General features: G+C 64.8%; 14 protein-coding genes. 7 read left to right on the top strand and 7 right to left on the bottom strand.

Annotated elements, in window-relative coordinates; translation table 11 throughout:
• Window positions 1-54: 54 nt before the first annotated feature.
• Window positions 55-270 carry a hypothetical protein gene (locus ACV1FX_RS26450; protein ID WP_473120502.1) on the top strand — a complete coding sequence of 72 codons (216 nt, stop codon included), beginning with the start codon at window positions 55-57 and terminating at the stop codon, window positions 268-270.
• Window positions 271-351: 81 nt separating this feature from the next.
• Here ACV1FX_RS26450 and tgt read toward each other — a convergent pair whose 3' ends face one another.
• The gene (gene tgt, locus ACV1FX_RS26445; RefSeq protein WP_473120501.1) at window positions 352-1500 is read right to left on the bottom strand and encodes a tRNA guanosine(34) transglycosylase Tgt; all 1149 of its coding nucleotides are present in this window, start codon (window positions 1498-1500) and stop codon (window positions 352-354) included.
• Between the two features lie 321 nt (window positions 1501-1821).
• Here tgt and ACV1FX_RS26440 point away from each other — a divergent pair, with 321 nt between their 5' ends.
• From ACV1FX_RS26440 to ACV1FX_RS26430, 3 genes are all read left to right on the top strand, one after another.
• Complete coding sequence (locus tag ACV1FX_RS26440; protein WP_473120548.1) at window positions 1822-2895, top strand: patatin-like phospholipase family protein; 1074 nt, start codon at window positions 1822-1824, stop codon at window positions 2893-2895.
• Between the two features lie 136 nt (window positions 2896-3031).
• Window positions 3032-3769 (top strand): TetR/AcrR family transcriptional regulator, encoded by a 738-nt coding sequence (locus ACV1FX_RS26435; RefSeq protein WP_473120500.1) that lies wholly within the window; start codon window positions 3032-3034, stop codon window positions 3767-3769.
• 300 nt (window positions 3770-4069) lie between these two features.
• Entirely contained in the window at window positions 4070-4633 is a 564-nt protein-coding gene (locus ACV1FX_RS26430; RefSeq protein ID WP_473120499.1) for a PepSY domain-containing protein, read from the top strand.
• On the opposite strand, the gene ACV1FX_RS26425 is transcribed toward ACV1FX_RS26430, so the two are convergent.
• Window positions 4596-4901 carry a hypothetical protein gene (locus tag ACV1FX_RS26425; protein ID WP_473120498.1) on the bottom strand — a complete coding sequence of 102 codons (306 nt, stop codon included), beginning with the start codon at window positions 4899-4901 and terminating at the stop codon, window positions 4596-4598. The genes ACV1FX_RS26430 and ACV1FX_RS26425 overlap by 38 nt on opposite strands.
• 11 nt (window positions 4902-4912) lie before the next feature.
• On the opposite strand from ACV1FX_RS26425, the gene ACV1FX_RS26420 reads away from it, so the two are divergent.
• Window positions 4913-5950, top strand: a complete 1038-nt coding sequence (locus ACV1FX_RS26420; RefSeq protein WP_473120497.1) for an aspartate-semialdehyde dehydrogenase — start codon at window positions 4913-4915, stop codon at window positions 5948-5950.
• Window positions 5951-6079: 129 nt separating this feature from the next.
• On the opposite strand, the gene queA is transcribed toward ACV1FX_RS26420, so the two are convergent.
• The 5 genes from queA to coaD all read right to left on the bottom strand — a co-directional run bounded on the left by queA (window position 6080) and on the right by coaD (window position 9311).
• Complete coding sequence (gene queA / locus ACV1FX_RS26415; protein WP_473120496.1) at window positions 6080-7153, bottom strand: tRNA preQ1(34) S-adenosylmethionine ribosyltransferase-isomerase QueA; 1074 nt, start codon at window positions 7151-7153, stop codon at window positions 6080-6082.
• A gap of 168 nt (window positions 7154-7321) precedes the next feature.
• On the bottom strand, window positions 7322-7786 hold the full coding sequence (locus tag ACV1FX_RS26410) for a peptidylprolyl isomerase (protein WP_449382537.1): 465 nt from the start codon (window positions 7784-7786) through the stop codon (window positions 7322-7324).
• Window positions 7783-8193, bottom strand: coding sequence for a hypothetical protein (locus ACV1FX_RS26405; protein ID WP_473120495.1), 411 nt, complete (start codon window positions 8191-8193; stop codon window positions 7783-7785). Before ACV1FX_RS26405 ends, ACV1FX_RS26410 begins: the two co-directional genes overlap by 4 nt.
• A gap of 8 nt (window positions 8194-8201) precedes the next feature.
• Window positions 8202-8777, bottom strand: coding sequence for a peptidylprolyl isomerase (locus tag ACV1FX_RS26400; RefSeq protein ID WP_473120494.1), 576 nt, complete (start codon window positions 8775-8777; stop codon window positions 8202-8204).
• 36 nt (window positions 8778-8813) lie between these two features.
• Entirely contained in the window at window positions 8814-9311 is a 498-nt protein-coding gene (gene coaD, locus ACV1FX_RS26395; protein ID WP_473120493.1) for a pantetheine-phosphate adenylyltransferase, read from the bottom strand.
• Between the two features lie 247 nt (window positions 9312-9558).
• Between coaD and ACV1FX_RS26390 the strand changes: the two genes are divergently transcribed.
• Together ACV1FX_RS26390 and ACV1FX_RS26385 are read left to right on the top strand one after the other, a co-directional pair.
• On the top strand, window positions 9559-9816 hold the full coding sequence (locus ACV1FX_RS26390; protein WP_473120492.1) for a hypothetical protein: 258 nt from the start codon (window positions 9559-9561) through the stop codon (window positions 9814-9816).
• 190 nt (window positions 9817-10006) lie between these two features.
• Window positions 10007-11860, top strand: coding sequence for a potassium transporter Kup (locus ACV1FX_RS26385; protein ID WP_473120547.1), 1854 nt, complete (start codon window positions 10007-10009; stop codon window positions 11858-11860).
• Window positions 11861-11872: the final 12 nt, after the last annotated feature.

Below are 11872 nucleotides of genomic sequence, written 5' to 3'. Positions count from 1 at the left end.
GTCAACGAACTCTGCTTATGTTAGACTTACGTCCAACAGCAGGGAGGTCTCACGATGTCAGCAGTAGCTGAAGTCTTGTCGACCGTCGCGCGTAACCGCGATCCACGTTGCAGCGAGTTGCCCACCTGTCCCGTCTGCGCCGACTCCATGGTCGCCGCCGAAGCCTCTGCTTATGTCTCGGACCACGTCATCAGCTATCTCTGGACTTGCGACACCTGCGGCTATGGCTTCGTGACCAAGCATTCGGTCAAGCGGTACACTTGCAATTGAACTCTTTTGTTTGCGCATGATTCATCTGGAAAACCGCTCTACCCTTTGCGCTAACGCGGCCCTCCGGGTCCGGATCATGCTCTAGCGTGGGGCGATATCGCCCCTCGCCCAATCTTCCCGCGTACGCCGATAGAACTCTTCGAACGTCCCGAGTGCGATCGCGTCCCTGATGCCCTGCATCAGGGACTGATAGTAGGCGATATTGATATCCGACAGCAGCATGGCGCCGAGCGTCTCGCCGGACTTGACGAGATGGTGAAGATAGGCGCGCGCGTAGTTGCGCGCCGACGGCCATGCGCTTTCCTCATCGAGCGGCCGCGGATCGTCGGCGTGGCGCGCGTTGCGCAGGTTCACCTGGCCGAAGCGCGTGAAGGCGACGCCGTGACGGCCATTGCGCGTCGGCATCACGCAATCGAACATGTCGATGCCGCGCTTGACGGCTTCGAGAAGATCATCCGGCGTGCCGACGCCCATCAGATAGCGCGGCCGTTCGGACGGCAGCGCCGGTGCCGTCTCGTCGATCATCGCCAGCATCACATCCTGCGGCTCGCCGACCGCGAGCCCGCCGATCGCGTAGCCGTGAAAGCCGATCTCGACCAGCCCCTCCGCGCTCGCATGCCGCAGTGACGGGATGTCGCCGCCCTGCACGATGCCGAACAGCATGTAGCCTTCGGGCGCGCTCTCGAAGGCGCGCTTGCTCCGCTCCGCCCAGCGCAACGACAACCGCATCGCGCGCTCGATGTCGTCGCGCTCGGCCGGCAGCCGCACGCACTCGTCCATCTGCATGGCGATATCGGAGCCGAGATGGCGCTGCACCTCGATCGAGCGCTCGGGCGACAATTCGACCTTGGCGCCGTCGATATGGGAGCGGAAGGTGACCGCCTTCTCGCTGACCTTGCGCAGATCCGACAGCGACATCACCTGGAAGCCGCCGGAATCCGTCAACATCGGGCCGTTCCAGCCGGTGAATTTCTGCAAGCCGCCGAGCGCCGCAATGCGCTCCGCGCCCGGCCGCAGCATCAGATGGTAGGTGTTACCGAGCACGATGTCGGCGCCGGCCTCCCGCACCTCGCGCCAATGCATGCCCTTCATGGCGCCCGCGGTGCCGACCGGCATGAAGGCGGGCGTCCGCACCACGCCATGGGGCGTGGTCAGGCGGCCGGTGCGCGCAGCGCCATCGGTTGCGAGCAGTTCGAAATGATTGGGAAGACCATGATCGGGAAGATTCATGGCGCTGCTTATTGCGTGCCCGCGGGTGCGGATCAACCACCCCTGCACGCCTGAACCTGCCCATGTCGCCGGCCCGACACAATTGAGCCGCCCGGGCGCCTGAGCCTGCCACTTGTTAAATAAAACGATACCGTATAGTTTTATCTCTGGGGGCAGGATGAGAGTGCCGCGGCCGACGATGCCGGCGGCGCGTGCGTATGTGGTGACTGACGGCGAATGCCTTCCCCTTCATTCCTGACCGGATCGATCCTGCTCAACGGCGGGTTCGGCAGAACGTGCCTGTCCCTGCTCCGCTCGGCCGCCCTGCTCTGCGGCCTGGTGATGGCCGGGTGCACGACCCTGCCGCGGACTCCCTACACGGCGGCCGATGCGAGCAGCTCGCGCGTGCTCGATATCGACGGCCTGCGCCGTTACACCGACGAGCCCGTCGGCAAATTCCGCTCGGGCAAGGACGACGGCGCAGCGACCACGACCTACCTGGCGCTATCCGGCGGCGGCGCTGACGGCGCCTACGGCGTCGGCGTGCTGAACGGCTGGAGCGCAGCCGGCACGCGCCCCGCCTTTTCGGTCGTCTCGGGCGTCAGCACCGGTGGGCTCATTGCACCATTCGCGTTCCTCGGACCGCAATATGACGACACGCTCAGGGAGCTCTACACCAGCGGCATCGCGGAGAGCCTGCTGAGCAATCCCAGCATCATGCGCGTGCTGTTCGGATCAGGCCTGTTTGGCAATACGCGGCTGCGCGAGCTGGTCGCCCGCTATGTTGGGCCGGAGATTTTGGCGCAGGTCGCGCGCGAGCATGCCAGGGGACGCAAGCTGCTCGTGGTAACCACCGACCTCGATACCCAGCGCACAGCCGTCTGGGACATGGGCAAGATCGCCGCGCTCGGCACGCCCGAGGCGCTCAAACTGTTTCGCGACGTGATGGCTGCCTCCGCCAGCATTCCGCTGGTGTTTCCGCCGATCCTGATCGAGGCCGAAGGCCAGGGCCGGCGCTTTCAGGAGATGCATGTCGACGGCGGCGTGACGGCGCCGGTCCTGACGCTGCCGGAAGACCTGCTCTTCCACGGGCGTCTGCCCGGCAACAGCCGGGTCAACATCTACATCCTCGTCAACAAGAAGATCGAGCGCACCTTCGAGCTCGTGCCCAACGGCACGATCGAAGTCGCCTCGCGGAGCCTGTCGTCGATCACGCAGTCGCAGACGCGTTCGGTCATCTTCTCGACCTACGATTTCGCGCGCCGCAATCACCTCGGCTTTCACCTGTCCTATATCGAGCGCGATTATCCGCCGCCGCCTTCGCAAGGGTTCGACACGGCCTATATGCGTGCGCTCTATCAGTATGGGTACGAGAAGGCGGCTGTCGGCCGCGCCTGGAGCTCGACCCTTCCCTGAGGGCGCGGGAGCCCGGCGGGTCAAGGTGCGAGACGGTTGATGATACGGCCGATTCGGCCAGATTCGCGATGACGCCCCTCTTGCTGCGCGTTATAGAGCGATGACGGCGATCACGACCGCGCAGGAATCATTGGACATGGGATTGACTGCGACCAAGACGAGAGCGGCGAAACGGGAGATCCCGAAATCGCGTGGCGGCCGGCCGACCAAAAGCGCCGCCATCGAGCGCGACCAGCGGCTGATCGAGGTCGCAACACGCCTGTTCCTCGATCGCGGTTACGACGCGACCTCGCTCGATGCCGTGGCGGAAGCGGCCAGGGTCAGCAAGCCCACCGTCTATGCGCGCTATGGCGACAAGCGCGGGCTGTTTGCCGAGGTGCTAAGGCGCGAGATCGCGCGCTGGCTGGCCCCGCTCGCGGAGGCAGCGGAGATGCAGCTCGCGCGCCCCTCGGACGTTTCGGTCGAGCAGCGCCTGATCGAGGTCGGCCATGAGATGCTGATGTTCACCTGCGGTCCCGACGCCGTCGCCTTTAGCCGCATGATGACGTCCCAAGCCATCAACTTTCCCGACATCGCCAAGCTCGGCAAGGAGGAAGGCTGGATGAAGGCCGTCTCCACGACGGCGCGGTTCTTCGATCATCTGGTCGCACAGGGCGCGATGGACCTGGAGGATACCGGCATTGCAGCCGAAGTCTTTCTGGACGTCGTCGTCGGCCATACCCACCGGATGGCGACGTTCGGCACACCGCTGGAGATGAAGACGGCCGAAAAGCGCATGCGCTCGGCGATCCGGCTGTTCCTGGCGGGCGCGCTCGGACCGCCGGGCCGCGTTCAGTCCCCAAAAGGGCCGGTCCGGCGCCGCTCGTCCCGCTGACAGATTCGTGACCGCTCAGCTGCGCCCGGCGATGAATTGCGCCTTGCCCATAATAAAACGATACGGTATGGTTTCATTTATAAGCAAGGTACGGGCTGATGCCTTCCTAGCCCCTGGCAGGGTCCGCACCGTTCTTAAGACTTTGATCGCTGCAACGTCCTACGCTGTTGCAACGCTCCGCGGCCGGCCAGTTGCCCCCGGTCGGCCGCGCCCTTTCCTGCACCTCCGCACGGGGTGAAGACGATGACGGCATAGATGCGCGCTTCGAAACGCTGGAAACCCCTGCTCGCGACCGTCCTGTTGGCGGTCCTGCTCCCTGCCCCGGTGGTCTATGCGACCGCGGCATCGGTCGACACGCCGGCCTCACTCCGAAGCGAGACCGATGACAGCGCCGTTCTGGACCAGCGGGCGGTTGACCGCGAGCTCGCGCTGTTCCGCGGCTCCGCGATTTCGCTGCGGCAGGCGATGGCAATCGCCGAGGCGCAGCATGCCGGCTCGACGACCGCCGACGTCAGTTTCGACGGCGCCGCTGCCTCGCCGGTCTACCGCGTGAAGACCCTGCATAACGACCGTGTCTGGCAGCACGCGATTGACGCCACAACCGGCAAGATCGTCGGCGGCGCCGCGGCCTCACCGCTCGACGAGTTCGGCGCCGATGACCGCAGCAACCTCGCCACCCTCAAGACAATCCAGCACCGGCTGGCCGACGCCGTGCGCGTGGCCGAGCATGCGGCCTCGGGCAAGGCGATCAGCGGCGGCATGGTCCGCGAGGGCGGCCGGCTCAACTTTGCGATCGTCGTCATGAGCGGCAACGACCTCAAGGAGGTCATCCTCGAACCGCCTGGCGCCGCAGGACGGCGGTGATAGCAGCCGACAGCTCCGTTGCAGCCCGGATCTGCCTGAAAAGCCGTTGACGGCGGCAAAACTCTCCCGCATAAGTCGCCGCCATGATGACCGCGACGAAACGCACGATGAAAACCACCACGGCCTTCGGGGCCCGGGGAGGCGTGCGCGCGTAATCGTCGACTTTACGCATCAGCTTAACCGAAGCCCCGCCCTCGTGGTCCGGGGCTTTTTTATTGTCTGCACGCATGATCCGGAAAAGTGGACTCCGGTCTTCCGACAAGATCATGCGCAAATCGAATGGAGGAGAATGTGAGTAACGATCCCGTCGTCGCGATTGTCGGCGTCACCGGTGCGGTGGGCGCCGAATTCATCGCCACCATGGACAAGCGTGGTTTCCGCGTCGGCAAGCTGAAGGCGCTGGCCAGCGCCCGCTCCGCCGGCAAGACGGTGTCGTTCCGCGGCCAGCCCGTCGTGATCGAGGAGCTCAATGAGCGCTCCTTCGACGGCGTCGACATCGCGCTGTTCTCCGCAGGCGGCAGCATCTCGAAGAAGTACGCGCCGATTGCGGTCAAGTCCGGCGCGATCGTGGTCGACAACTCCTCCGCCTTCCGCATGGACCCGAACGTGCCGCTGGTGATCCCCGAGATCAACGCAAACCGCATCAGGGATCACAAGGGCATCATCGCCAACCCGAACTGTGCCGCGATCACCGCGCTGGTGCCGCTGTGGCCGATCCACCAGAAGAACCGCATCAAGCGCGTGATCATTTCGACCTATCAGGCGGCCAGCGGCGCCGGTGCCGCCGCGATGGAAGAGCTCGTCGAATCCACCCGCGCCAATCTCAACGGGCAGGTCTACACGCCCAATGTGATGCCGCACCCCTACGCCTTCAATCTCTTCAACCACAACACCGCCATTGATCCGGAGACCGGCTACAACGACGAGGAGACCAAGGTCATCAAGGAGACCCGCAAGATCTTCGAGGATGAGAAGATCGCCGTCGGCGTCACCTGCGTGCGCGTGCCGGTGCTGCGCGCCCATTGCGAGGCCATCACTTTCGAATGCGAGAAGCCGATCACCGAGGACCAGGTCCGCGCGATCATGACCCAGGCCCCCGGCGTGAAGGTCGTCGACGACCGTGCCAAGAACTACTTCCCGATGCCGCTCGACGCCTCGGGCCAGGATGACGTCCTCGTCGGCCGCATCCGCAAGGATCTCAGCGATCCCTCGGGACATTCGATCTCGATGTTCGTGGCGGCGGATCAGCTTCTGAAGGGCGCGGCGCTCAACGCCGTGCAAATCGCGGAGCTGTTGCCGCAGCGCGTGATGGCGTAATTTGTCGATTACTCTCGTGCCCCGGACGCAGCGCATCACAAAGTGATGCGCTGCTGAGCCGAGGCCTAGCTGGGTCCCGGCTCAGCGGTGCATCGCTGCGCGCTGCACCGCATCCGGGACACGAGGACTTCACTGCTGTGTCCGAAACAGCAAGCACCCATCGCCATACGAATAGAACCGATACCCCTGCCCGATCGCATGCGCGTAGGCGGCCTTCATCGTCTCGAGCCCCGAAAACGCCGACACCAGCATGAACAGGGTCGAGCGGGGCAAATGGAAATTGGTCAGCAAGATATCGACCGCGCGGAAGCGATAGCCGGGGGTGATGAAGATCGCCGTGTCGGCCGCGAACGGCTGGATCGTGCCATCCTCGTCCGCCGCACTCTCCAGTAACCGCAACGATGTGGTGCCGACCGCGACGATGCGGCCGCCGTTCTTCCGCGCCGTGTTCAGCACGTCTGCCGTCTCCGCCGAGATCGTCCCCCATTCGGCGTGCATCTTGTGGCCTTGGGTGTCGTCCACCTTCACCGGCAGAAACGTTCCGGCGCCGACATGCAGCGTCACTCGGTTAAGGCCGACGCCGCGTGCGCGCAACGCCTGCTCCAGCGCCGGCGTGAAGTGCAGGCCGGCCGTCGGCGCCGCGACAGCACCTTCATTGACCGCGAACATGGTCTGGTAGTCGGCCAGATCCTGGTCGTCCGGCGTGCGCTTCGAGGCGATGTAGGGTGGCAGCGGCGGGCTGCCGAGATCGGCGATGGCCTGGTCCAGCGTCGGCCCGTGGAACGAGAACGACAGCGTCACCTCGCCTTCACCACCCTTGGCCTCGACCTCGGCATCGAGATGGCCGAGCAGGCAGACCTTGCCTTCATTGCCGAAGCGGATGCGGTCACCGGCCATGAGCTTTTTCGCCGGCTTCACAAGCGCCTGCCAGCGTGAACCGTCGAGCCGCTTGATCAGGGTCGCCTCGATCTTCGGCTCGGTCTCGCGGCCGATGCGCCGTCCCCTAAGCTGCGCCGCGATCACCTTGGTGTCGTTGACGACGAGCTGATCGCCCGGCTTCAGCCATTGCGGCAGATCGGAGATGATTTGATCGCGCAGCGCAGCGCGCTCCACGACCAGCATCTTCGCGGAGTCGCGCGGCTGCGCCGGACGCAGTGCGATGCGCTCGGCGGGCAGGTCGAAGTCGAAGAGATCAGTGCGCATAATCAGGACTTGTCATCGCCCGCCTTGTGCGCAGTTGCGCACTGGGGCGGGCGATCCAGTACGATCATAGTCGTAACCAAGGCGATTACCGGATGCCCCGCCGGAGCCTGTCATCGGGCTCGCCGGAGGCGAGACCCGGTGGCGGGGCATGACACCGGCAAAGGCCACTTACTCCTTGTCCGCCGCCATGCGCGCCTTGACGATCTTGTCGGGATTCATCACGGGCTCGCCGCGCTTGATCTTGTCGACGTTCTCCATGCCCGCGGTGACCTTGCCCCACACGGTGTACTGGTTATCGAGGAAGCGGGCGTCGTCGAAGCAGATGAAGAACTGGCTGTCGCCGGAATCGGGGTTGGCGGCGCGGGCCATCGAGGCGGTGCCGCGCACATGCGGCTCCTTGTTGAACTCGGCCTTCAGCTTCTTGCCGGAGCCGCCGGTGCCGGTGCCGTGCGGGCAGCCGGTCTGCGCCATGAAGCCGTCGATCACGCGATGGAACACGATACCGTCGTAGAAGCCTTCCCGGACCAGCTCCTTGATGCGCGCGACGTGGCCAGGCGCGAGATCAGGCCGCATCTCGATGGTAACGGGGCCCTGCGTGGTTTCGAGGATCAGGGTGTTTTCGGTGACGCTCATGTTCTTCTCTCTTGGGTTGGGGGTGAAGTCTTCCGGCCGTGGAACTGGACCGCGAATGGACGCCCCGCAGCGGCGCCGGCCATCGTTTCGGTAAATGGCATCGGCGTGCAGCGTTGCAATGCCTCCATCACGGCGATCCGGTACTGCAACCGGTCATTGTCGGAGGCCTCCGCGGACTCGTACGTAATCCGCGGATGGCCCAAAATCTCTCCGGCGCGGTTAAAGCTCACGACGACGGTGATGTCGATGGGGCGAGCCTTCGAGGGCGGCGGCGGTTTCCAGCAACGGCCCAACCGCACGAAGACATCGCGGATGGTGTTGACCTGCTCGTCCTGTGCCGCCGCGCTCGTGAGGCCGAGCAGAAGCACCGCGGCAGCTATGAGGAGCTTTTCGCCGCGGCACGTCATCGCCTCTCCTATTTGATGTCGGAAGCGACCTGCACCTTCACCATCTTGTCGGGATCGGTGACGGTGCCGCTGCCGGAGCCGGGCGGAGCCTTCTTCAGCTTGTCGACGACGTCCATGCCCTGCACGACCTCGCCGATCACGGTGTACTGGCCGTCGAGGCTGCCGCCGTCCGCGAACATGATGAAGAACTGCGAATTGGCGCTGTCGACGCTGTCGCCGCGGCGGGCCATGCCGACGATGCCGCGCGCGAAATGCACCTTGGAGAATTCCTGCTTCAGGTTCGGATATTTCGAGCCGCCGGTGCCGTTGCCGTTCTGGCCGTCGCCGGTCTGCGCCATGAAGCCATCCATCACGCGGTGGAACGGCACGTTGTTATAGAAGCCCTCGCGCGCGAGCTGCTTGAGCCGCTCGGCGTGCTGAGGCGCCAGATCCGTGCGCAACTTGATGACGATACGGCCCTTTGTCGTGTCGATGACGAGCGCGTTGGCCTTGTCGAGGCCCGCCGGCAGGGTCTGAGCGACCGCGGGGCCAACGCCGATCAGCGCGACAAAGATCGTGGCAAGGATTGCGAGACGACGGATCATGAAAACTCCGGATCAGGTGAGATGAAACGCGCGCCGTTAGCCGGCGAATTTTGCCTTGAGCAGGCCTGCAACGAGCGGCGGCACGAACGCCGAGACATCCCCGCCCATGCCGGCGATCTGGCGCACCAGTGTGGCGGTGATCGGGCGGACCATGGGTGAGGCCGGCACGAAAACGGTGTGCACCTCCGGCGCCATGGCCTCGTTCATGCCGGCGAGCCGCATCTCGTAGTCGAGGTCGGTGCCGTCGCGAAGGCCCCGGATCATGATGGTCGCGCCGTGCTTGCGCGCCGCGGTCACGGTCAGGTCGTCGAAGGTCGTGGCCTCGAAAGCGCAGCCAGCCTGGGCTGCGATCGGTCCGCAGACGTCATCGAGCATCTTCAGCCGCTCCTCGGTCGAGAACAGCGGCTTCTTGCCCGGGTGCACGCCAAGCCCGACGACCAGCCGGTCGCACAGGGGAACGGCATGCCGGACCACGTCCAGATGGCCGTTGGTGATGGGATCGAAGGAACCCGGATAAAAGGCGATACGCGGCATGGCCTCCTCCTACCGCGCCCCGCTCTGCCCGGCAAGCTGGGCAGGTTCCCGGCCGTTTTCGACAGACAATCTGTCGGATTCGGCGCGACTGTTTCGTCCTGAGGGCAGCGACGAAACAAAACGGATGGCGAACGAAACCATTTTCCGCATCCGCGAAGATGTCCGGAAACTGGCCATGGTTAGTAATCCACCCAACGAAATGACGGGCCGCACCAAGGCGCAGCGGCCACATCACAGGGGACCGTCTATGATCAAGGCTCTTTCGGCGATCACTATCGCTGCGTGTGTTGCTGCAGCCCTCACCGTCCTGCCCGGCTTTGCTCCGACCGTCGAAGCCAGCGTGCCGCAGCCGCTCGCCAAGGGTGACCGCCTGGACATCCGCGTCGTCGGCAAGGATTGCTCGCAGCAGGCCTGGCCGAACTTCGAAGCCTCCTGCCTGCGTCGCGCCGGCAGCAAGGCGAACGTCCGCGAGGCCCGCCTGGTGACCGCCGACCGGACGCCGTAGGCCGCGCTGCCTAATTCGGCATCATCGGGCGTCATATAAACCCCATGGAAATTTGCGACGTCTCGTCGCAGACTGGGATGACGACCGCGCCCCCGGATAGCCCGGCGGGCGCGTCGCCATCAGGGGGTTGCCATTGTCCAGTACGCCTGCTGTCGCCACCGGTCACGATCCCAATCCCCTGCCGCTTGCGATGACCATGGGCGCCCTCGGGGTCGTCTATGGCGATATCGGGACCAGCCCTCTTTATGCCTTGAAGGAAGCCGCCAAGGCGGCCGCCCACGGCGGGGCGGTGACCCAGGATGCCGTGCTCGGCGTTGCGTCCCTCATCCTGTGGGCGCTGCTCCTCATCATTTCGCTGAAATACGCGCTGCTGATCCTGCGCGCAGATAACCGCGGCGAAGGCGGCATCGTGGCGCTGCTGGCACTGCTGCACGCTCGTCACGCCCAGTCGGGCACCTGGCGCGCGCATCTCCTGGTGGTCGGCCTCGTCGGAGCCGCCCTGCTCTATGGCGACGGCGCGATCACACCAGCGATCTCGGTCCTGAGCGCCATCGAAGGCCTGAAGGTTGATGCGCCCTCGCTCGCACCGGTCGTGGTACCGATCACGATCGCCATCCTGATCGGCCTCTTCATGATGCAGAAGCAAGGCACCGGCTTCATTGGCCGGATCTTTGGTCCCGTCATGCTGGCCTGGTTCGGTGTGCTCGCCGCGCTCGGCATCCACGGCATCGTCAAGGCACCGGCAGTGCTTGCCGCGCTGAGCCCGCTCTATGCCTTCGAATTCCTGATCCACCAGGATTTCCACATCTCCTTCGCGATCCTCGGCGCGGCCTTCCTGGCGGTGACCGGCGGCGAGGCGATGTATGCCGACATGGGGCATTTCGGGCGCTTGCCGATCCGGCTGGCCTGGTTCGCCATCTGCCTGCCGGCCCTGGTGCTCAACTATTTCGGCCAGGCCGCGCTCCTGATCACCGATCCCAGCCTGATCGAGAATCCGTTCTTCCAGCTCTGTCCGGACGCCCTGCACTATCCGCTGGTCGCGTTCTCGGCGGTCGCGACCGTGATCGCCTCGCAGGCGATCATCTCGGGCGTGTTCTCGCTGACCCAGCAGTCGATCCAGCTCGGCTTCCTGCCGCGAATGCAGATACGTCACACCCAGAGCGATGCGATCGGCCAGATCTATGTGCCGCTGGTGAACTGGCTGCTCGCCGCCGCAACGCTCGGCGCGGTGCTCTCCTTCGGCACGTCGGACGCGCTCGCCGGCGCCTACGGCATCGCGGTGTCGCTATTGATGGCGATCACAACGCTGCTCGCCGCGCTGGTCGCGATCCAGTGGGGCTATTCGCCCTGGCTCGTGGTCGCGGTCAACGGCTTCTTCTTTGCGATCGATGTGATCTTCTTCGCGGCCAATTCGATCAAACTGTTCGAGGGCGGCTGGTTTCCGCTGCTGCTCGCGGGCTTCGTTGCCTTCCTGATGTTGACCTGGCGTAGCGGCGTAAAGCTCGTCGAGCGCGCCCGCGCGAAGCTACGCCAGCCCGAGGAAGATTTGATCGAGACCGCCGTCAACAAGTGTCGCGCAAGGCTTCCAGGTACCGCCGTCTATCTCGCCTCGGCGCCGAAAGGCGTGCCGCTGGCGCTGACGCAATTCGTCAAGCACAACCGCGTCCTGCACGAACGCGTGCTGCTCGTGACCGTCCTGATCGAGGAAATTCCCCACGTGCCCGATGAGGAGCGCGCCGAGGTGGTCGAGATCATCCCGGCGATCACGCGCGTGATCCTGCATTACGGCTTCATGCAGAACCCGACCATCTATGAGGGGCTGAAGCTCGCCTGCCGGCAGGGCAAGCTGCCCGGCATCGACCTCTCCGACATCACCTATTACGTCGGCCGCGAGACGATCATCCCGAGCGAGGATATTCCGGGCATGTGGGTCTGGCGAGAGTCGCTGTTCGCCTTCCTGCAACGCAACGCCGAACGCTCGGCCGCATTCTTCGGCGTTCCGACCGGACAGGTGATCGAGTTCGGCACGGAGCTGGAGATCTAGCTGCGACGGTCC

The sequence above is a fragment of the Bradyrhizobium ingae genome (assembly GCF_055791185.1).
Note: the sequence above shows the minus strand (reverse complement) of the source record. Positions and strands in the feature narration are given on the sequence as shown.